The following is a 20,831-nucleotide window of genomic DNA, read 5'->3' as shown; positions in this document are numbered from 1 at the left end:
TATGCACATTACAAGGGCATTGCATGTATGCGCTGCAACGACAAACGCAATGGCCACGTTCTCAAAACGTCGACCCTCCACTTTCTTATTGCGAATGACTTGCATTATCATTCTAGTCAGGCATAGTGCCGGCTTGGCAAACAGGTAAGAATGGCATGGACGTTATAAATCCGAATGGAAAGGGCGGCTGGCGGACCGAGCGCGGGGAGGCTTCACTCTCCGACGTCTACCGTTCGGTTGGTACGGGACGGCACCGTTCCACGTGGCGGCGCGCGGCAGCCTTCCTCGGCCCCGGCTATATGGTAGCGGTCGGCTACATGGACCCCGGCAACTGGGCAACCTCGCTCGCCGGCGGGTCGAAGTTCGGCTATGCGCTGCTGACCGTCGCACTGCTTTCGAACATCATGGCGATCGTGCTGCAGTCACTTTGCGCGCGCCTTGCGATCGGTTCCGGCCGCGACCTCGCGCAGGCCTGCCGCGATGCCTATCCGAGCTATGTTGCCGTGCCGCTCTGGGCCTTTGCGGAAATCGCCATCATCGCCACCGATATTGCAGAGGTGATCGGCACGGCGATCGGCCTCAATCTGCTTTTTGGCATTCCACTCGAAATCGGCGTGCTGATCACCGCGCTCGACGTCTTCGTCATCCTTCTGCTGCAAAGGCTCGGCTTCCGTTGGATCGAGGCCTTCATCATCACGCTGCTCGGCGTCATCGCGGTCTGCTTTGCGGTACAGATCTTCCTTGCCGACCCGCATTGGGGCGCCGTCATCAGGGGCTTCCTACCGACAACAGAGGTCGTCACCAATCCGGAAATGCTCTACCTGGCGCTCGGCATTCTGGGCGCGACCGTGATGCCGCACAATCTCTACCTTCACTCCGGTATCGTGCAGACGCGCTCCTACGGCCATACTGTGCCGGAAAAGAAGGAAGCGCTGACCTTTGCGACAATCGACTCCACCGTGGCGCTCTGTTTCGCACTGCTGATCAACGCCTCGATCCTGATCCTTGCCGCAGCCGCCTTCAATGCCAATGGCAAGACGGATGTGGTGGAACTCGGTGAGGCGCATTCGCTGCTGTCGCCGCTGCTCGGTCTTGCGATTGCACCCACGCTCTTCGGCATCGCGCTGCTCTGCTGCGGCCTGAATTCCACGGTCACCGCCACGCTTGCCGGGCAGATCGTCATGGAAGGCTTCCTGAAAATCCGGCTGAAACCCTGGGTGCGCCGCCTGATCACCCGCGCCATCGCCATCGTTCCCGCGGCTTTCGTGACGATCTGGTACGGCGATCAAGGCACGGCTGAACTGCTGATCCTGACACAGGTGGTACTCAGCCTGCAGCTTTCCTTCGCCGTTTTCCCGCTCGTAATGTTCACAGCGAGCAGGGCGAAAATGGGCGAACTGGTCGCCCCGAAGTGGCTGAGCGCCGTCGCCTATGTGGTCGCTGTCGTGATCGCCGGTCTGAACGTCAAGTTGCTCCTCGACTTCGTGACCGGAGGCTAACCTGTTCTCGGGCAATTCCTGAATTGGCTTCAGAGCCTGGCATAGGCTGCACGGCCATTGTTGAAATCATCGACGAGAGGGGAGAACTTGTGGCTCCCCTCTTCGTGCATGATCAGGGGCGCACGCAACGACAGCCGTGCCCGTGAGCCCTTGATCGCCGTCACGAGGATGCGGACGGCGTTTTCCCCTTCACGCGGATGAATGGCGGTGATCTCGATGCCGCCGAAGCGCTTGCCGCAGGCATCGATGATCTCGGCGATCGATTGCGGCCTCGCGATCAGCGACAGTTGTCCGCCCGGTATCATGATGGCGCCGGCCGTGCGAACCCAGCGTTCGAACAGGTCATCCGTCATGGCATGCGCCTCGGCCTTCAGCGCATCCGGCGTCCTGCGATCGCCGGCAGCGTTGAACGGCGGGTTCATAATAACGTGATCGAAGCTTTCGTCGAGCAGGCCTGCATCATTGCGTGCCTTGGCCGTCAGCGTGACATCGGCCTCGATGACCGAGACGCGGCCCGCCATATGGGCGTTGTCAGGCAGGTCGATGCTGCGGCGGGCGTAGTTGGCCATCTCTGCCGATCGCTCGAATAGCACGACCTCAGCCTTCGGAAGGCGGGACGCAACGGCAAGACCCGCCGCACCTGCACCAGCACCGAGATCGGCCACTTTTATTGGGCGATCATCGGCGACGAGGGCAGCTAGCAGCATGGCATCCATGCCGGCACGATGCCCCCTACCCTTCGGCTGGACGATGTAGAAGAGGCCGCGATGAAAGGCGTCTATGGTGTCAGCCACGGCCTGCGTCATTTTTTCACTTCCGCTCCCGAAGCTCAGCCCCGAGGCCGGCATCGGTCAAGATGCGCCGGGCTTGATCGGCCATCGCCTCGTCTACCAGCAGGCGGCGCGACAGCATGCCGAGCGAGCCCTCCAGCACGCTCATGCCCTGATCGGCGATGAAGCAAGCAATGCCCGCATCCTTCATGAGGCTCTCGGCAAATGAGAGCAGGACAGGGTCGTTTGCGCGGATAAGCTCATGCATTTGCCGTCATTTTCCCTTCCGAATTTGCTGGCAGCGACAATTCACCCCTTGCCGCCTCCATCGCCCCTTTCTATTGTCAAAGGCAACGAATGAACAGGAGTCCGGGTCGTTGGGCGTGGTCATACCGCTTGAAGAAAACAAAAACAAACTGGCTTCCATAAAGCCGCTGGTGGACCTCACCAAGGCCGATATGGAGCGAGTGAACCAGCTTATCCTTTCCAAGGCCGGCTCCGATGTCCAGATGATCCCGGAGGTGGCGAACCATCTCATCTCCTCCGGCGGCAAGCGCCTGCGGCCGATGCTGACGCTCGCCGCAGCCTCGCTCTTCGGCTACCGGGGCGAGAACCACATCAAACTCGCGACCTCGGTCGAGTTCATGCATACGGCAACGCTGCTGCATGACGACGTGGTGGACGAAAGCGACCTGCGCCGCGGCAAGTCGACTGCGCGGACGATCTGGGGCAACCAGGCAAGCGTTCTCGTCGGCGACTTCCTGCTCGGTCAGGCCTTCCGCATGATGGTGGAAGTCGGCTCGCTGGAGGCACTCGACGTGCTTTCCTCTGCAGCTTGCGTCATCGCCGAAGGTGAAGTGCTGCAGCTCTCCGTCGCAAAGAATATGGAAACGACCGAGGACGACTACCTGTCCGTCATCCGCGCCAAAACGGCGGCACTCTTTGCCGCCGCCGCCGAAGTCGGGCCGATCGTTGCCGAGACCAACAAGTCCGGCCGCAATGCGCTGAAATCCTACGGCATGAATCTCGGCCTCGCCTTCCAACTCGTCGATGACGCGCTCGACTACGGCGGCAAGGCTGCCGATCTCGGCAAGAATGTCGGCGACGACTTCCGCGAGGGCAAGATTACGCTGCCGATCATCCTCGCCTATCGCCGCGGCACGCAGGACGAACGCGCTTTCTGGCGCGATACGATCGAGGGCGGCAACGGCAGCGATGCCAATCTGGAAAAGGCGCTTGGCCTGATCACTAAATATGGCACGCTGAACGACACTATCCAGCGGGCAGTCCACTATGGAACGATTGCGCGGGACGCGCTCGCGCCGCTGCCGGACAGCCCCTGGAAATCAGCCCTGATGGAAGTCATCGACTTCTGCATCGAGCGCGTAAACTAAGGCGTGTCGCGATCTTAGGCACAAAACCGCCTACACAGCTTTGGGCGGCGTGCGCTAATCAAACGTCCTTGAACGTAGCCTGAATTTCTTGCAGGGCCGCTTCAAAAAAGCCATCCTGTTGTGAATCAGTGTTTGCAACTGATTTTGCGGTCGGCGCGTTGCTCCGGCCGTCCCTGAAGAAAGGTTTTCTAATGCGGCAGAGATTTGTCACCCGTCTCCTTTCGAGCGCAGCCCTGGCGGCGGTCCTTTCGCTCGGTGGGATCGGCGGCGTGAACGCCGAAGACGCGGCCAAGGCGGATGATGCCGGCAAGACCGTAACTTTCGATCCGGACAGCGTCACCACTTTCTCGGGCGCGTTTCTCGCTGCCCGCACGGCCGATGTGGACCATGACTATCCGACGGCGATCGAGCTCTACAAGAAAGCCTTGCAAATCGAGCCGGGCAATCCGGAAATCCGCCAACGCCTGATGATCTCGCTGCTGCTCAACGGCGACATCAAGGATGGCGTGAAATATGCCAACGACCTGAAGGGCGACCCGACCGTCGAGCGGATTACCACGATCGTGCGCGGCATGGATGCGATGCGCCGCGGCGAGTTCAAGACGGCGGAATCGATCCTGAAATATGACGGGCCGAACGATCTCGACCGCATGATGAACGACCTTTTGCTTGCCTGGGCGCGCGTCGGCGCCGGCCGCGGCAAGGAAGGGCTCGCGATGGTCGAGAAGATGAAGGGACCTGATTGGGTCCGCATCTTCCAGAACTACAATGCCGGTGCGATCGCTATCGTCAACGGCGACGTCAAATCCGCCCGCCGGCATCTCAACGATGCCGTGCTGGACAAGGAAGGCGGCGCGACTGCCCCTGACACCTTCCTGCGCGCCATCATGGCGCTCGCCCGCCTCGAAGCCTCGCAGGGCAACAAGCAGAAGGCGCTCGACGCCGTCTCGGTCGGTGACAACCTGCTGCCGAACTACGCACCTCTGAACGCGCTGCGCGACAGCATAGAGAAAGGCGAGAAGCAGGAGCAGCAGGTCAAGAGCGCCGAAGAAGGGGCTGCCGGCGTGCTCTTCTCTGTCGGCGGCGCGCTGAACCGTGACGGCGCCGAAGACATTGTCTCGCTCTATCTGCAGACGGCCAACGCGCTTGATCCGAACAGCGCCGATACGCTGGTGCTGCTCGGCGGCATTGCCGAGAAGCAGAACCAGATGGACCGTGCGATCGCGCTTTACCAGAAAGTGCCGGCGAATTCACCGATGCGCCGCATTTCCGAACTGCAGCTCGGCCTGGCGCTCGCCCAGGGCGGCAAGGTGGACGAGGCCCGCAAGCACCTGCAGGCGTTGATCACGTCCGACCCGCAGGATGTCAGAAGCTATCTCGCCTATGGCAGCGTACTTTCCGACGCCAAAGACTATCAGGCGATGGCCGACAATTACGACAAGGCTGTCGAGGTTATCGGGCCGCTGCCGGGCCGCGCTGACTGGAGCGTCTTCTTCCAGCGTGGCATCGCCTATGAGCGGCTGAAGAAGTGGGATCAGGCGGAACCTAACTTCCGCAAGGCGCTCGACCTCAATCCGAACCAGCCGCAGGTTCTGAACTATCTCGGCTATTCCTGGATCGACATGAACCGCAACCTCGACGAAGGCCTTGAGATGATCAAGAAAGCCGTCGAGCTCCGTCCTGACGACGGCTACATCATCGATTCGCTCGGCTGGGCCTATTTCCGCCTCAACCGTTACAACGATGCTGTCGACGAGCTGGAACGTGCGGCGCAGATCAAGGCTGGCGACGCGACAATCAACGACCATCTCGGCGATGCCTACTGGCGTGTGGGCCGCAAGCTGGAAGCCGTCTATCAGTGGAACCGGGCGCTCGCCTCGCAACCCGAGGAAGCTCAGATCCCGAAGATCAAGGAAAAGGTCGCCAACGGTTTGCCTGCACAGGATGACGACTCTAAGACCGTCGACAAGAAGCAGCCGGACCCGCAGCCGGTGACGCCGCCGCCGGTCGACAAGAAATCCTGACGCCGCATGCCTGAAGCGGGCATGCTGCTTTCCGGGCTCGGCGACTTCGCCATTGCTGAAGACGCCTGCGCAAAAATCAATCTTGCCCTGCATGTGACGGGCCAGAGGCCTGACGGCTATCATCTTCTCGAAATGCTGGTGACGTTTGCACGGCACGGCGACCGGTTGGGTTTTGCGGCTGCCGATGCCGATGATTTCACGCTTTCCGGCCAGTTCGCCGATGTGCTTGCCGATGATCCCGGCACCAATCTGGTACTGAAGGCGCGTGACCTGCTGCGGGAAGCGGCAGGCGGGGCTCCGCCTGTTCGCATCCATCTGGAAAAGAACCTGCCGGTCGCTTCCGGCATCGGGGGCGGTTCCGCCGATGCCGCAGCGACGCTGCGCGGGCTGATGCGCCTGTGGGATGTTGCACTTCCGGCTGACACCATTGCCGCACTGGCACTGAAACTTGGAGCCGACGTGCCGATGTGCCTCAAAAGCGCGCCGTTGATCGCACGCGGTATCGGCGAAGAGATCGAGACGGCCGATGCCCTACCCTCCTTCGCCATGGTGCTTGCCAACCCTTTGAAAGGTGTTTCCACGCCCGAGGTTTTCCGGCGGCTTGCGACCAAGAACAATCCTCCGCTGGTCCTGATCAAAACGCCGCACTGGATGGACGCCATACGGGCGACACGCAATGATCTCGAGCCGCCGGCGCGAGAGCTGGTTCCTGAAATCGCCGAGATTTCGAACATGCTCACAGCGGAAGGCGCGCTTTTCACCCGCATGTCCGGCTCTGGCGCGACCTGCTTCGGCATCTTCGAGACACCCGTTGCTGCGTTGCGTGCAGCCGAGCGTCTTCACGCCGCCCGCCCGGACTGGTATTTCCAGGCAACGGAGACTTTTGCAGGAGGTGTATGATGGCAGGCTTAGACGAAACGCGCGCTTTTGTTCCCCTCGGTATCGCCGTGCTGACAGTTTCGGATACGCGCACGCTGGCCGATGACAAATCCGGCGATACGCTCGCGGCACGGATTGCGGAAGCCGGACATCAGTTGATCGACCGCGACATCGTGCCTGACGACCGCGAGAGGATCACCGCACGCGTGCGGGCCTGGACGGAAGCCAAGGAAATCGACGTCATCATCACCACGGGCGGGACCGGCTTTACTGGCCGCGACGTGACACCCGACGCCCTGGAACCACTCTTCGAAAAGCGGATGGATGGATTTTCGGCGGTGTTCCACCGGATTTCCTACGACAAGATCGGCACCTCGACAATTCAGTCGCGCGCCACGGCGGGTGTCGCCAACGCCACCTTCATCTTCGTGCTGCCAGGCTCTCCCGGCGCCTGCAAGGATGCGTGGGACGGCATCCTAGAGGCGCAGCTCGACTACCGCCATATGCCCTGCAATTTCGTGGAGATCATGCCGCGTCTGGACGAGCACCTGAAACGCGGCGCGACGAAGTAGACTTGCTACAGCAGCAGCTTTCCCTATGTCGCAAGGCCCGGCAGCTTGGGCATTGTGTCCCAGCTATCACCAAACAGCACTACGCAGCTTATGCCGTGAACATCCGTGACGACGAGCGTCCAGCTGCCGCTTTCAGCGGCATAAACCTCAAGAATGGCGTTCTGATTGATCAGTCCGACTGCCATGAGCTTTTCAGCAAAACTGCTGTCCAGGAAATTGACGATCTCGGATCGGCCTGCGCAACTGCGCATCATCTGCGATGCTGCCGGAAGCGGATGCGCGATCACCAATGTCGTCAATATGACGGCCAGCAGGCCGTGGACCATATTGCGCAGCATGACGCACCTCCTTTCGCCGGGTACCCGGCAGAAGAGGAGATTTTCGCTGACCTGCTCTGCCGCTCACCGGCATTCCATGGCCATCCGTTACGAAGCGAGGCGCTTCGGCGGCGCCATGCTGGAATTATAGCGCGAAATTCTATTGAGCGCCATCTTTTCGCAATATCGAGGAGTGCAGCTATCGCGCGGCGCGAGCAACCCAGGAGGGAATCAATTCGCTGGAGAGTTGGCGTGGTTTCTGCGCCCTGACGAATTCGGTAAGGCGCATGCCGCTCTTTGCAGCGGATACGGCAAGTTTCTTCGGCATGAGCAGGCCGAGTTCCAGCGGTGGTCTGGCACGGCCGACACGCTGGAAAAAGGGGCGTCGATAGACACGCGAGGCGGTAAAGCGCGCAGAGACCTTATTCAAGGCCACATATTCCGAGACTTCGTCGATCCAGCCCGCCTGCGGTCTTGCACCCGGCTCGACGAAGAGCAGCCATTCGCCGCGGGCGGATCGGATGATATCCTTGATATCCCATTGTGAATGGAAACGGCAGCCGGCGGCATCCGCCACCCGCGCCGTGCCGTCGCGCGAGCCGTGATCGAGCACGACCACATCGCTGACGAGGCCTTCCACGGCGCCTGCCACCAATACCGATAGAGTCTGGGCCAGCTCAGATTCCTGATCCTGGCATTCAAGAACGACAGTCAACATTGCCTGTTTATAGAGCGCCGCACAAAATTTTGCCAGCGGGACTTTCCTCATTTTGTTCTTGCATTGTTCTCTTTTTGCCGATAGGAATTTAATCATCAAAACGAGCGGGATCGAGCGTTTTCCGCCGCTGGAGAATCCGATGAGACCACAGTCCCTTGCAGGGCAGGCCGCATTTGCGCCTGCCAATACGGCTGATATTGCCGATGCGATGATCGCGGCCTCGGGGCTGCGCATCGAAGTTGACCGGCGGCGCGGCCGCGGTGCGGGGCTGAACCCCAGCGGCCGCTTCGAGCCAACACAACGCGAAACCTTCGATGATGGCTGGCAGACGCTTGAGGAACTGCCGCCCTTCAAGACGGATGTGCAGGTCGAAAAGCCGCGCACGGCGATCACCCGCAACGAATCTCCCGATCTTTCCTTCGACCGGTCGATCAACCCTTATCGCGGCTGCGAGCATGGCTGCATCTACTGTTTCGCCAGGCCGACGCATGCCTATATGGGCCTTTCGGCGGGGCTGGATTTCGAAAGCAAGCTCTTCGCCAAGCCGGATGCGCCTAAGCTTCTGGAGCGCGAACTCGCCAAGCCGGGCTATAAGGTGCGCGTCATCGCGATTGGTACCAATACCGACCCCTATCAGCCGATCGAGAAGGAATGGCGCGTCATGCGGCAACTCCTCGAAGTGCTGAATAAGGCCAATCATCCCGTGGCGATCGTCACCAAGTCGGCGATGATCCTGCGCGACCTCGATATCCTCACGGAGATGGCGGCAAAGAACCTCGTGCGTGTCGGCATTTCAGTGACGACGCTCGACCGCAAACTTGCCCGCCTCATGGAACCGCGGGCATCGACGCCGACGCGCAGGCTGGAGGCGATCCGTGGGCTTTCCGAGGCTGGTGTGCGTACGTCAGTGATGGCCGCGCCGGTCATCCCCGCACTCAACGATCACGAGCTGGAACGCATCCTGGATGCCGCCAAGGCGGCGGGTGCTGAAGAAGCGAGCTATGTGCTTCTGCGGCTGCCGCTGGAAGTGAGCCCGCTGTTCCGCGATTGGCTGTTGCAGAATTATCCTGATCGTTATCGCCATGTCATGTCGCTGGTGCGCTCGATGCGCGGCGGCAAGGATTATGATGCCGAGTTCGGCAAGCGCATGAAGGGTGCGGGACCCTATGCCTGGCAGATCGCCCGCCGCTTCGAGATGGCGGCAAAGCGGCTTGAGCTGACCCGTCGAAGCCTTGCCCTGCGCGACGACTTGTTTGTGCCGCCCAATGGCAGCGGCGTGCAGCTTTCGCTGCTGTGATTAACGAGCTTGCGTGAGGCGTAAAGAAGACCTGCCCTGCGTCTTCTGCCTTACGCAATTCCCGCGGATGGCCCTGACCGCACCATCCGCTGGGCCGCCCCCGGTCGTCGCCGCCCTGATCCGGGGGCTTGCAGGAAATCGGGTTGGCGTGCGAGGTTCAATCGCATGAAACGTCGCACGTCACCCGATTCTCCTCTGCTCTTTGAAGAGGCTCCCCTCGTGCCGGATTTCCGGCTGGAGCTGAAAGCCCGCAAGGCTGGTCACTGGCCTGTTGCGGGCGCAGATGAGGCCGGACGCGGACCGCTTGCCGGTCCTGTCGTTGCTGCAGCCGTGATCCTCGATCCCAAGCGCATTCCCGAGGGTCTCAACGATTCCAAGCAGCTTTCAGCGCAGCGGCGCGAGGAACTGTTCGTCCAAATTCTTGCGACCGCAACAGTCTCCATCGCCTCCTCCAGCCCTACACGCATCGACGAAACCGATATCCGCAAGGCAAGCCTCGACGCTATGCGCCGTGCGATCCGCGGTCTTTCCATACCGGCAAGTTATGTACTGACGGATGGGCTGGACGTGCCTGTAGGGCTCGACTGCCCTGGGCAGGCCGTGGTGAAGGGTGACGCACGGTCCGTCTCGATCGCCGCCGCTTCCATCGTCGCCAAGGTGACGCGCGACCGGATGATGGCGCGGGCGCATCTGGTGTTTCCCGAATATGGGTTTGCCGCTCATGTCGGATATGGCACGGCGCAGCATCGCTCCGGCATAGAGAAGCACGGGCCGTGCCCGCTGCACCGGATGAGCTTCCGGCCACTGCGCCAGGACGGCGTCGTGGGAGAGGTGAATGGAGAGATGCTGGAGGAGTAGACTCCAGCGCCACCGCCTCGTTTCCTTGCGAGCCTCGGGGGGCGGGAAGCGCCGGAGGCAGGCCATTTGCCTCATACAGCGCGCTTCTGAGCCGGGTTTCCAACGGGCCCGCTCTTAGGTGCGTCGCGCAGCCATCAAAAGCTCACACATCACGCCAATCACACGGCATCTGCCAAAAACAAAAAGCCCCACCGAAGCGGGGCTTTTCCAATCCTGCAGCGCTGCAGCTCAGTTCAGACGGGTCTTCACTTCGCCGACGGCCTGACCGAAGAGCTCGGACTGAACCTTGCCATCAGCCTGCTTACCGATCACGGCTTCAGCGGCTGCAATGGCGAGATCGACTGCGGCGGAGCGAACAGCCTTCATTGCGTCGGCTTCGGCCTGCTTGATCTTCTGCTCGGAAAGAGCCGTGCGGTTGGCGACGAACTCTTCCGTCTTCTTCTTCGCTTCAGCGGTCAGCATTTCGGCTTCGCGCTCTGCAGCCGCAACGATATGCGCTGCTTCAGCTTCAGCCTCCTTGCGCTTGCGCTGGTATTCAGCGAGCAGATGCTGGGCTTCTTCACGCAGACGCTTGGCTTCTGCCAGCTCGTTGCGGATCTGGTCGGCACGGTCGTCAAGCGACTTCGCCATCATGCCCGGAACCTTCAGGTAAACGATCAGCGCCAGGAAGAGAACAAGGCCAACAAAGGCGAAGAAAGTTGCATCAAAAGCAAATTCCATCGATCAAGCCTCCTTCTTGGCTGCTGCAACGGCAGCTGCGACATCAGACTGGGCAGCAGAGCCGCCGATGAGCTGTTCGACAACGGCCGCTGCGGTTTCCTCGGCGATGGCGCCGACATCGGCAAAAGCCTTTGCCTTCACATCGGCGATACGAGCCTCGGCAGCCTTCAGCTTTTCGGTCAGGCTTGCCTCGACAGCGCGACGATCACCCTCAGCCTTTACCTTGGCGGCGTCGCGAGCGGCAGTGCCGATCGAATTTGCCTTGGCGCGGGCAGCGGCGAGTTCGCCTTCGTAGGTTGCGACAGCGGCATCAGCCTCAGCCTTCAGGCGCCCGGCCTCTTCGACATCCTGCGAGATGCGGTTGTGACGCTGCTCGAGGATCGAGCCAATGCGCGGTGCGATGACCTTTTGCATGAGCAGGTAGAAAATGACGAACGTAATCACCAGCCAGAGAAGCTGGGATGCGTAGGTCGACGAATCGAAAGGCGGGAAAGGCCCACGCGCGTGCTCGCCTTCGGCAACGCCGGTCTCGGTATGGACCTCGCCGGCAGCCGGAGCGGCATGCGCATCCGTCGCGGTTCCCGCCGGGACCTCTTCAGCGTAGGCCGGGGTCACAAAATACATGCTCACCTCCAGGTGTACTGCAAATGCAAAGGATCACGGCCTGCTGTTCGCAGGCCGTGATCCGTCAATCCACCGATATTAAACGGCGAAGAGGAGGAGAAGAGCGACGAGCAGCGAGAAGATGCCCAGAGCTTCCGTAACGGCGAAGCCGAATACCAGACGGCCGAACTGGCTGTCAGCAGCAGACGGATTGCGCAGAGCGCCGGAGAGGTAGCTGCCGAAGATGTTGCCGAGGCCGAGAGCCGTACCGGCCATACCAAAGCAAGCCAGACCTGCACCGATGAACTTTGCTGCTTCCGCGTCCATGTTGAACTCCTTTAAATGGTTGTTGCGGCGAATGACTGACGCCCTTTGACGTCGATGTCGTTATCCTTAGTGCCCGCCCGGATGGATCGCGTCGTTGAGGTACATGCAAGTCAGCACCGCAAAGACGTAAGCCTGGAGGAAGGCAACGAGGAACTCGAGACCGGTCAGGGCGACGGTCATGATCAGAGGAAGAACGGCTCCGCCGACACCGACTGCACCGAGGGCTCCAAGCGAGGCGACGAAGCCTGCGAACACCTTCAGCGTGATGTGACCGGCGAGCATGTTGGCGAAAAGACGAACAGAGAGTGAAATCGGACGGGACAGGAAGGAAATGATTTCGATCGCGACGACCAGCGGCAATAGAATGCCCGGCACGCCCGAGGGCACGAAGACATTGAAGAAGTGGAAGCCGTGCTTATAGAAGCCGTAGACGAGCACCGTGCCGATGACGAGGATCGCCAGCGCGAAGGTGACGATGATCTGACTGGTAACCGTGAAGAAATACGGGAACATGCCGAGCAGGTTTGCCGTCAGCACGAACATGAAGAGCGAGAAGACCAACGGGAAGAACTTCATTCCCTTTGTGCCCGCCCCTTCCTTCAGCATGCCGGCAATGAACTCGTAGGACATTTCGGCGAGCGACTGCGAACGACCGGGAACGACGGCGCGGTTCGAGGTCGAGAAATAAAGGAAGCCAGCGGCAACAGCAGCCGAAGCCACCATGAAGAGCGATGCGTTGGTAAACGAAAAATCAATCCCGCCGATCTCGATCGGCACAATCTTGAAGATCTGGAACTGATGGGTCGGATCGTTTGACACCGGTTGCTCTCTCTCTTTGGCCCGCCCAAGAGGCGGAAATTGCACTGGCCAGACGGCCCTATTTATCAGTGTTCTGACGATCCAGGGGTTGGGCGACCTTCCCCGCAGCGCGCAGAACATTCAAAACGCCGGCACAGAATCCAAGAAGCAGAAGAACAATCAACCCCCAAGGCGTCGTGCCAACAAAATGGTCGAAGAGCCAGCCGAGCACAGCACCGACAACGATGGCGGAAATGAATTCGCTCGAAAGCTTCATCGCCTGGGCATAACCTTTACGGCTCTGCTCGGCGCTGGCCTCCCGCGCTTCTTCCTTCCTGTCATCGACACGCTTGGAGGCAAGTTCCGCTTCCAGCTGCCGACGGCGCTGCTCAAGACTTTCTTCGCGGTCATCCGCCATCGTGCTCTCCTCCGCTCCCGTCGCCCGCAATCCCGCTACCCCGGTTTTCCGAACCACGGACGCGAAGGTTAAAGAACCTCCCGGCCCGTTCTGAAGTCGCGCGCAACATAGTTTTAGGGATTAGCATAGTCAAGGCGTAGAGAGCTTGTGTCCAGCCATAAAATAGCCGCGAAGAATCAAGGATTTAAGCCGAATTCGGCTACTCGGACCCGATTTCACCGAAAGAATCCGTGCTCGAACGGCGCCGGACGGTGAAAAATCGGCAATCAGCAGCCCTTTTGCCTAAAGCATGTCGCGATCTTTCGGATCGCTCGCCACGCTTTACGCTTTTGTTTCCCGCATGTCGTTGTCGCAAAACCGCCGCACGCTTTCGCGGACACGCTTCAGCTCCAGCCGCCGCCATAGGTGCGGTAGAAGACATGCATGCCGATGCGGCCGACCTTTTCCATGGTCCTGGCCCAGTTCGGCCGGACATAGACGGCATGGTAATGCGTGGCGGAGCCTACCTGCGGCAGCCAGATCCTGCCGGCGGTCACGGCCATGGCGACATCGCGGGCGACGCGCCAGTGATATTGCGAATTTACCCGGTCCTTGATGTTGTCGCAGGCGAAGGAAAACTGGCAGCGGTTGCGCCAGTCTTCGTTCTGGTAGACGACACCGCAGATGGTCTTCGGATAGGCCGGGTTGCGGACCCGGTTGAGGATGACCTGCGCGACGGCCGCCTGCCCCTTCAAGGATTCACCGCGCGCCTCGAAATAGATGCCCGATGCCAGGCACTGCTGTTCGCGGGCGGAAAAGACACTGGGCGGCAGGATGCTTGCGGCCCAGGCATGGTCCTTCGGGCCGATCTGCGGCACGAAACGGCCTTCGTCCTTGTCGGTCAGGATCGAATCGAAAGGCGACTGACGGGAATAATCCGGCGCGGAAGGCGCATAGGCCGCCGCCAGCACATCCGCCTTGTCACTGGTCACGAGGCCTGCCAGCAAGGCCGGCATAGCATTGTCCTGCTGCGGAACCGGCTGCTTCTTATAGAAGGCCTGGGCAATCTCGATCTCCTTGCCCTTGATCGCCGGCTTCACGAAGGCGGATTTCTCCTTGAGGTCGAAGACCGGGCGGAAGAGCAGCCTGGTACGTTCGAGGATGGAGCCGGCCGAGAAATCCTTTGGCGGCTGCACTTTTTCCACGGCAACGACGCGGCCCTTCTTGGCGCTTCTGTTCACGCGATCCTCGTCCGGGCTAGCGTCACTGCCCTTCTCACCGGAGACGAAGGCAACCTTGCGGCCATCGGGCAGCACCATGCCGGCACCGGCCGCGATCGAGCCGGTGGCAGCGGGATCGGCAAAGGCGAGTTCGGCCTGGTGAATGGAGCCAGCCGGCGAATTTGTCAGAACCATGCGCCAGCTTTCGCCATCATTGTCGAGACCGGCGAGCATGGTGGCGAGATCGGCATGAGAGGCGACGCTCGGAAAGATCAGCCATCCGGCCACGCCGAAGATCGCGGGAGAGACCCAGTTCTGGGGCAAGAGACGCAGCTTGCTGCGGAAGCGGCCAATTCGACGCAACGCGGACTCCGGGCATGGGACGCAGGAACAGTCCCAAGAAAATCCCGCATTAACCTTGATAGCTGGTTAACGACCTGCCCCGGAATATGCCCATGAGGATTTTTGCATGTTCTAATGCGGCTGACATTTTCGTGAAATGGAGCATTCGCCCCGCTCATTCGCGTGCCCGTCACAGAACTGGGAGAGGGCGAGATGGTGCCCTCTCCTTGCTCCCATCAGATGATGACGTGCGAACCCAATTCCACCACGCGGTTGGCCGGCAGACGGAAGTAGTCGGAGGGGTTGGCGGCAGCGTTTGCGAGCGCGATGTAAAGGCGGTCCTGCCAGTAAGGCATGCCGGACTTGGCATCGGGCACCAGCTTGCGGCGGCCGAGATAGAAAGACGTCGTCATGATGTCGAACTTCAGGCCGGTCTTGCGCAATGCCGCCAGCGCCTGCGAGACGTTCTGCGATTCCATGAAGCCGAAGAGCAGTTCAACACGCGAGAAACGCTCGGAGATCTGCTCGACCTTGTAACGCTCCTGCGGCGAGACACGCGGTTTGTTCACCGTGCGGATCGTCAGGATGACGTTGCGGTCATGGAGCACGTGATTGTGCTTGAGATTGTGCAGCAGTGCGGCGGGTGCGGAATCCGGATCGCTGGTCAGGAAAATCGCGGTGCCCGGAACATGGGCCGGAGAATGCTCGCTCTTGCGCTCGATGGAGCTGACGAAAGAGGCGAGCGGAATGTCGGTATGGCGGGTCTTTTCCGTCAGGATCGCCGTACCGCGGCGCCAGGTCCACATGATGACAGTGAAGGCGGTCGCAATCATGATCGGGATGTAGCCGCCGTCGTGGATCTTCAAGAGATTGGCGCCCAGGAAGATCAGTTCGAGAATGACCAGCGGCAGCAGCGCGATGATGGCAACCGGAAGCGACCAGTTCCAACGGACGCGGACGAATTCGAAGGCCATGATCGAGGTGACGACCATCGCTCCGGTGACCGAGATGCCGTAGGCGGTCGCCAGCGCATCCGAGGTCTTGAAGCCGAGCACGAGGAAGATGACGCCGAAGAACAGCACCGCGTTGACCGAGGGCACAAAGATCTGACCGGTATTGGTCTCTGACGTGAAGAGAATTTCCATGCGCGGCAGGAAGCCTAGATTGATCCCCTGGCGCACCAGCGAGAAGGCGCCGGTAATGACGGCCTGGCTGGCAATGATGGTGGCGCAGGTCGCGAGGATAACGACCGGCAGCAGCGCCCATTGTGGGTACATGAGGTAGAACGGATCAGACATCGTCGCAGGATTGCCGAGAACGAGCGCGCCCTGCCCCAGATAGTTCAGCGTCAGTGACGGGAAAACCAGCACAAACCACGCCCACTGGATCGGACGCCGACCGAAATGGCCGAGATCTGCATAAAGCGCTTCCGCGCCGGTGACGGTCAGGAAGACGGCGCCGAGAACGACAACGCCGTAAAAACCCTCATGCAGCAGAAAGCTGACGGCATAATAGGGATTGAAAGCGGCGAGGATGCCGTAATCATCCGAAATATGAGCGATGCCGGCGGCAGCCATGACGAGGAACCACAGCGCCGTGATCGGGCCGAAGAAGCGGGCGACGGCCCCCGTGCCATGCGACTGCACGACAAATAGCAACGCCAGGATCGCCACGGATATGGGCACGATATATTCCGACAGGCTCGGGGTCACGAGCTTCAGACCTTCGACGGCCGAGAGGACCGAAAGCGCCGGGGTGATCATGGCATCGCCCAGGAAGAGTGCTGCGCCCATCAGGCCGAGCAGCATCAAGAGCGCAGTATGGCCGTTGGCGGTCTTCATCAGGAGGGCGAGCAGCGACAGCGTGCCGCCTTCGCCGTCGTTGTCGGCACGCAGCAGGAAGAGCACATATTTGATGGTGACGATGATGGTCAGCGCCCAGATCATAAGGGAAATGAGGCTGATGACCTCGAAACGGGTGAGACCATCATGGGCGACCGGCTTCAGCGCTTCGCGGAAGGCATAAAGCGGGCTCGTGCCGATATCCCCGTAAACGACGCCTACCGAACCCAGCGCGAGATAAAAGAGCTTGCGCGGCCCAAGGTGACGTTCGTGAGAATGGCTTTCTTCAGACATGAAGCAATTACAGGCTCCTCAGAGCCAGCCTTTCCAGCGAAAAAAGAAGAATGGGATGACGGCGGAGATCACCATGAGGCCCAGCGAGTAGGGATAACCCGCGGTCAGGTGCAACTCCGGCATGAATTCGAAATTCATGCCATAGATGGAGGCGACCAGCGTCGGCGGCAAGAACACAACCGAAGCGATCGAGAAAATCTTGATGATGGCGTTCTGCTCGATATTGATGAGGCCGAGGGAGGCGTCGAGCAGGAAGGTGATGTTGGCGGCGACGAAGGCAGCGTGTTCCGAAAGGGACTGGATGTCACGCGAGATCGTTCGGCAGAGTTCCTTGGTTTCCTGATCGTGCTGGACGACCGGGATCGTATAGAAGAAGGTGAGCAGGCGCGAGAGCGAGCCGAGGCTGTCGCGCAGCTTGCTGATCATGCGGTGATGACCGGCAATGTCCTTCAGTTTCTCTTCCAGATAGTTCGAGGGCTTGCGCACCTTCTTGGCGCGATCGCCGAAGACGTGGACCGACAGGATGTCCAGCCGGGACACCGAGACCTCCAGGACTTCTGCCGTGCGGTCGACGATCGTTTCCAGGAGCTTGGCGAGAAGGGCAGCGCCACTGCGCCATTGCTCCGGTATGCGGTGCAGGGCAGCGATGAAAAGCGCGAAAGACTTCGGATGGGCATAGCGGATGGTCACCAGCCGGTCGCCGGCCAGAATGAAGGCGACATCCGTCAAGGTCGGGGCTTCCGTCTCTGCCTTCCATATCAGCGAAGCTGTCATATAAACTGCGTTGTTTTCGACGTAAAGGCGCGCAGACGGCTCGATCGCCCTGAGATCGTCACGGGTCGGCACTTCGATGCCAAGGAGCTTTTCGACATGCAGTTCCTCCTCGCGGGTCGGTTCGACCATGTCGATCCATACCACATCCGCCGGAAACTCAGGAGGGTTCGCAAGATCGCGAATCTCGATCGATTTGCAGTTGGAACAGTATGCGGTGATCACAGTCTGCATCTCCGGCGCCGGCAATACCCGGCGATCCTAGCTCTTTTCATCGAAACCCCTTCCACGCGAGCGCGGTGACGCCAGGCGTACTCGTCATTGATCGTAGCGGAAGTGGATAAAAAGAGTTCATGCAACTCCGGCCATGTACGGCCTTTCCGGCCGGGTTGCTCCACCGCATCGCAGTCACCAATCCTTCGATCGACAAGTCAACTCCGAACATGCAGAGGGCCGAACCTTCATCGACAGGCGGCCGTCGCAGAGCATTTGCAGACGCGCCATCATGGCGCCGGCGCGCATATGAAGCAAAGCCGGAAAATAATCAAGACATCTTACCTGAACCGCGCCCTTTCATCTCATTTCCCCCACAATTCGGGGTGAGCAGCCAGGTGATTCGCGCTATTCGAAGACGATGGCAGGTGCGGCGCGCTGCGGCTTTTGGCCGACCTGTTCCCAGACCCTGGCGGCGATGGCACGGTAGATTCCAGCCACGATGCCATTCGGATCGGAGGCAACGAGCGGCGTTCCGGCATCCGAGGTCTCGCGGATATTCATAGTCAACGGCACTTCGCCGAGGAAGGGTACGCCGATGCGCTCGGCTTCCTTGCGGGCACCGCCGTGGCCGAAGATGTCGTAGCGCGTGCCTGTATCGGGCGCGACGAAATAGCTCATGTTCTCGACGATGCCGAGAACCGGCACCTCGACCTTACGGAACATGTTGAGACCCTTACGGGCATCGATCAACGCCAGATCCTGCGGCGTGGAAACGATGACGGCGCCGGCAAGCGGTACCTGCTGGGCCATGGTGAGCTGGGCGTCGCCGGTGCCGGGCGGCATGTCGACGACGAGAACATCGAGTTCACCCCAGGCGACTTCACGCAGCATCTGCAGGAGGGCGGACTGAACCATCGGGCCGCGCCAGATCATCGCCGTTTCCTCATCGACGAGGAAGCCCATGGACATGACCTTGAGGCCGTAATTCTCCATGGGATTGATGATGCGGCCATCGATCTGCGTCGGGCGGCCGGAAATCTTGAGGAGGCGCGGCATGGAGGGACCGTAGATATCGGCATCGAGAATGCCGACGCGAAGACCGTTGGCCAGCAGGCCGAGCGCCAGATTGACCGCCGTCGTCGATTTGCCGACACCGCCCTTGCCCGATGCGACGGCGATGATGGCGCCGATACCGGGAACGCCGATCTTGGCCGTGTGCGGCGGCGGTTGCTGCGGCGCATGGGAGTGGCCGTGATGGCTGTGGTCAGCCTGTGGGGCCGGGCGCGCTGCAGGTGCATTTGCGGCAGCCTTCTTGTCTGCCGTCAGCGCTACAAGTGCGCCTTTCACACCCGGCATTTCCTTGATGACACGCTCTGCGGCAAGCCGCATCGGCTCCAGTTCCTTGGCGCGTTCCGCCGGCACGGTAATGGAGAAATAGACCTTGCCGTCGGAGATGAAGACGTCGGAAACCATGCCGAGTTCGACGATACTGTGCTCCAGATCCGGCCCGCGCACGGTCTTCAGCGTCTCCAGAACCTGTTCCTTAGTGACCTCGGTCATTCCGCCCTCACTGCTTTTCTTTGTCTGTAAATAGTGGAGGTCCGCAGCTTCGCCAAACAAAATCGGGCAGCAGGCACATCTCATATCAAAGGAAAGGCAGCGGGTTCTCTCTCCGTTGCGGCCATCAAGTCCGCTGGGCTTTCGCCCTGATGGCCGCAACGGCCTCCCCGAGAACCGACGCAATTCGGGGCGAATTAGCGCAAGCGAAAAAAAAGGCCAGAAAAAACTAAAGGAAATCGTCCGGTTTCGGAACAGCGGCAAAAGGCGGTTGCCTAAACGCAACAACCGCCCCCGACATCGTAGGGCCGGGAGAAAAGCGGCAACGATATCAGGCGGCGGCGTGTCGGTCGCACCATTGAGCTGGCGCTGTTATCAAAGTCCCCTCTGGACCTCTGCCCATAAGAATGCAGGAAGCGTGCCAACTGCGAAATTGACGAAAAGGGATGACAATTGTCAATTTGGACAGCGAGCAACGAAAACGGCGCTCACATATTGAGCAGCCCGGCAGCGCCTGACGTTATTTTAGGCTGGTGACGTTACTTGATGAGACCGATGCGCAGCGCCTTGGCAACGGCCTGCGTGCGGTTGACCGTATCCAGCTTCTTGGTGGCGCGGTTCAGGTAATGATTGACCGTGTGCTCCGAGAGATCGAGGATTTCGGCGATCTCGGCGCTGGTCTTGCCTGCGGCAGTCCAGTTGAGGCAGTCGATCTCGCGGTCCGTCAGCGTATCGGTCATGCGTGTATCGAGATTACGGATCTCGGCGAGCCGGTCGAAGATGTGGATGGCGATGTAGCTGAGCTCACGCATCTCGGTGGGCGTATAAGGTTCGCGATCGCCGGCGAAGGAGACCGCACCGCGTGCACCAGACGGTTCATGCGTCGGAAAATAGGCGCTGCGCATCATCTTGAAGCGTTCGAAAAGGGTGGCTACCATGCCTGACTTGCCATCATCGCGCGGCCAGTTGGTGCGTGCCGTATCGTAGCAGAACGGCAGGGTCGAGGTGCGCAGCCGCCGCAGGACCGGACTGTTCATCATCAGTCCTTCCTGATCATAAATCGACAGCAGTTCGGCTGGCCAGCTCGTGATAATCGTGTTGCCCTGCAGATCGAAGGAGGTGATCGGCGGCAGGTTCAGGACCATGAAGGCTCGGCTGCGATAGGTCTCCGTCACCCGCTTCATGAAGCGAAAGATGTCGAACTGCGTCTTTAGACTGGCGACCTCCTGGACATAGGCGTCTTCCACCGAAGTTTGCGGTAAGCTTGCCATCAGATTTTTTCGCCTTCGAACCGGGCTTTGGGTAAACCGCTGGCAGCCTGTGTGGAAAAACGGTCAGGTGCAGGGTGGGTTACACAACGCCCGTCAGATCAATAGGATTCAGCCTCGGCGCGCAGCGCGTTCGGCCGGTGAATTGT

The 20,831-nt window shown here is 60.3% G+C and carries 21 protein-coding genes; 7 read left to right on the top strand and 14 right to left on the bottom strand.

Annotated elements, in window-relative coordinates; translation table 11 throughout:
* Positions 1 to 155 precede the first annotated feature (155 nt).
* The gene (locus ACK9YZ_RS02615; RefSeq protein ID WP_416065575.1) at positions 156 to 1,499 is read left to right on the top strand and encodes an Nramp family divalent metal transporter; all 1,344 of its coding nucleotides are present in this window, start codon (positions 156 to 158) and stop codon (positions 1,497 to 1,499) included.
* Between the two features lie 29 nt (positions 1,500 to 1,528).
* Here the strand turns inward: ACK9YZ_RS02615 and ACK9YZ_RS02610 are convergent, their stop codons facing one another.
* Positions 1,529 to 2,305, bottom strand: coding sequence for a tRNA1(Val) (adenine(37)-N6)-methyltransferase (locus tag ACK9YZ_RS02610; RefSeq protein WP_416065574.1), 777 nt, complete (start codon positions 2,303 to 2,305; stop codon positions 1,529 to 1,531).
* Between the two features lie 4 nt (positions 2,306 to 2,309).
* Complete coding sequence (locus ACK9YZ_RS02605; RefSeq protein WP_216757190.1) at positions 2,310 to 2,537, bottom strand: DUF2007 domain-containing protein; 228 nt, start codon at positions 2,535 to 2,537, stop codon at positions 2,310 to 2,312.
* 109 nt (positions 2,538 to 2,646) lie between these two features.
* Between ACK9YZ_RS02605 and ACK9YZ_RS02600 the strand changes: the two genes are divergently transcribed.
* The 4 genes from ACK9YZ_RS02600 (at position 2,647) to moaB (ending at position 7,138) form a co-directional block, all read left to right on the top strand.
* Positions 2,647 to 3,663, top strand: coding sequence for a polyprenyl synthetase family protein (locus ACK9YZ_RS02600; protein ID WP_216757189.1), 1,017 nt, complete (start codon positions 2,647 to 2,649; stop codon positions 3,661 to 3,663).
* Positions 3,664 to 3,854: 191 nt separating this feature from the next.
* Positions 3,855 to 5,687 (top strand): tetratricopeptide repeat protein, encoded by a 1,833-nt coding sequence (locus ACK9YZ_RS02595; protein ID WP_216757188.1) that lies wholly within the window; start codon positions 3,855 to 3,857, stop codon positions 5,685 to 5,687.
* Between the two features lie 6 nt (positions 5,688 to 5,693).
* Positions 5,694 to 6,587, top strand: coding sequence for a 4-(cytidine 5'-diphospho)-2-C-methyl-D-erythritol kinase (locus tag ACK9YZ_RS02590; RefSeq protein ID WP_216757187.1), 894 nt, complete (start codon positions 5,694 to 5,696; stop codon positions 6,585 to 6,587).
* Entirely contained in the window at positions 6,587 to 7,138 is a 552-nt protein-coding gene (gene moaB / locus ACK9YZ_RS02585) for a molybdenum cofactor biosynthesis protein B (RefSeq protein WP_216757186.1), read from the top strand. Before ACK9YZ_RS02590 ends, moaB begins: the two co-directional genes overlap by 1 nt.
* Before the next feature lie 23 nt (positions 7,139 to 7,161).
* Here moaB and ACK9YZ_RS02580 read toward each other — a convergent pair whose 3' ends face one another.
* On the bottom strand, positions 7,162 to 7,476 hold the full coding sequence (locus tag ACK9YZ_RS02580) for a hypothetical protein (RefSeq protein WP_416065573.1): 315 nt from the start codon (positions 7,474 to 7,476) through the stop codon (positions 7,162 to 7,164).
* A 178-nt stretch (positions 7,477 to 7,654) separates the two neighbouring features.
* On the bottom strand, positions 7,655 to 8,173 hold the full coding sequence (locus ACK9YZ_RS02575; RefSeq protein ID WP_416065572.1) for a glycosyltransferase family 2 protein: 519 nt from the start codon (positions 8,171 to 8,173) through the stop codon (positions 7,655 to 7,657).
* Between the two features lie 139 nt (positions 8,174 to 8,312).
* On the opposite strand from ACK9YZ_RS02575, the gene ACK9YZ_RS02570 reads away from it, so the two are divergent.
* A complete protein-coding gene (locus ACK9YZ_RS02570) occupies positions 8,313 to 9,470 on the top strand; it encodes a PA0069 family radical SAM protein (protein ID WP_216757183.1) in 1,158 nt (385 codons plus the stop codon).
* Between the two features lie 165 nt (positions 9,471 to 9,635).
* Entirely contained in the window at positions 9,636 to 10,328 is a 693-nt protein-coding gene (locus tag ACK9YZ_RS02565) for a ribonuclease HII (protein ID WP_416065571.1), read from the top strand.
* A gap of 228 nt (positions 10,329 to 10,556) precedes the next feature.
* Here ACK9YZ_RS02565 and ACK9YZ_RS02560 read toward each other — a convergent pair whose 3' ends face one another.
* The 10 genes from ACK9YZ_RS02560 to ACK9YZ_RS02515 form a co-directional block, all read right to left on the bottom strand.
* Positions 10,557 to 11,048, bottom strand: a complete 492-nt coding sequence (locus tag ACK9YZ_RS02560; protein ID WP_416065570.1) for a F0F1 ATP synthase subunit B — start codon at positions 11,046 to 11,048, stop codon at positions 10,557 to 10,559.
* Positions 11,049 to 11,051: 3 nt separating this feature from the next.
* The gene (locus tag ACK9YZ_RS02555) at positions 11,052 to 11,672 is read right to left on the bottom strand and encodes a F0F1 ATP synthase subunit B (protein WP_416065569.1); all 621 of its coding nucleotides are present in this window, start codon (positions 11,670 to 11,672) and stop codon (positions 11,052 to 11,054) included.
* A gap of 78 nt (positions 11,673 to 11,750) precedes the next feature.
* Complete coding sequence (locus tag ACK9YZ_RS02550; protein ID WP_015338972.1) at positions 11,751 to 11,978, bottom strand: F0F1 ATP synthase subunit C; 228 nt, start codon at positions 11,976 to 11,978, stop codon at positions 11,751 to 11,753.
* Positions 11,979 to 12,044: 66 nt separating this feature from the next.
* Positions 12,045 to 12,797, bottom strand: a complete 753-nt coding sequence (locus ACK9YZ_RS02545; RefSeq protein ID WP_216757179.1) for a F0F1 ATP synthase subunit A — start codon at positions 12,795 to 12,797, stop codon at positions 12,045 to 12,047.
* A gap of 58 nt (positions 12,798 to 12,855) precedes the next feature.
* Positions 12,856 to 13,194, bottom strand: coding sequence for an AtpZ/AtpI family protein (locus ACK9YZ_RS02540; RefSeq protein WP_037105792.1), 339 nt, complete (start codon positions 13,192 to 13,194; stop codon positions 12,856 to 12,858).
* 383 nt (positions 13,195 to 13,577) lie between these two features.
* The gene (locus tag ACK9YZ_RS02535) at positions 13,578 to 14,756 is read right to left on the bottom strand and encodes a cell wall hydrolase (RefSeq protein WP_416065568.1); all 1,179 of its coding nucleotides are present in this window, start codon (positions 14,754 to 14,756) and stop codon (positions 13,578 to 13,580) included.
* 215 nt (positions 14,757 to 14,971) lie between these two features.
* Entirely contained in the window at positions 14,972 to 16,870 is a 1,899-nt protein-coding gene (locus tag ACK9YZ_RS02530) for a potassium transporter Kup (protein ID WP_216757177.1), read from the bottom strand.
* Between the two features lie 18 nt (positions 16,871 to 16,888).
* Positions 16,889 to 17,866: a magnesium transporter CorA family protein gene (locus ACK9YZ_RS02525; RefSeq protein ID WP_416065567.1), complete on the bottom strand. Its 978-nt coding sequence runs from the start codon at positions 17,864 to 17,866 to the stop codon at positions 16,889 to 16,891.
* 396 nt (positions 17,867 to 18,262) lie between these two features.
* On the bottom strand, positions 18,263 to 19,417 hold the full coding sequence (locus ACK9YZ_RS02520; protein WP_416065566.1) for an Mrp/NBP35 family ATP-binding protein: 1,155 nt from the start codon (positions 19,415 to 19,417) through the stop codon (positions 18,263 to 18,265).
* A gap of 536 nt (positions 19,418 to 19,953) precedes the next feature.
* Positions 19,954 to 20,685 carry a LuxR family transcriptional regulator gene (locus ACK9YZ_RS02515; protein WP_216757175.1) on the bottom strand — a complete coding sequence of 244 codons (732 nt, stop codon included), beginning with the start codon at positions 20,683 to 20,685 and terminating at the stop codon, positions 19,954 to 19,956.
* Positions 20,686 to 20,831 lie beyond the last annotated feature (146 nt).

Source organism: Rhizobium sp. ZK1, assembly GCF_047782645.1.
GTDB lineage: Bacteria > Pseudomonadota > Alphaproteobacteria > Rhizobiales > Rhizobiaceae > Rhizobium.
The sequence above is the reverse complement of the archived record's forward strand: the minus strand, read 5'-3'. Positions and strand labels throughout refer to the sequence as shown.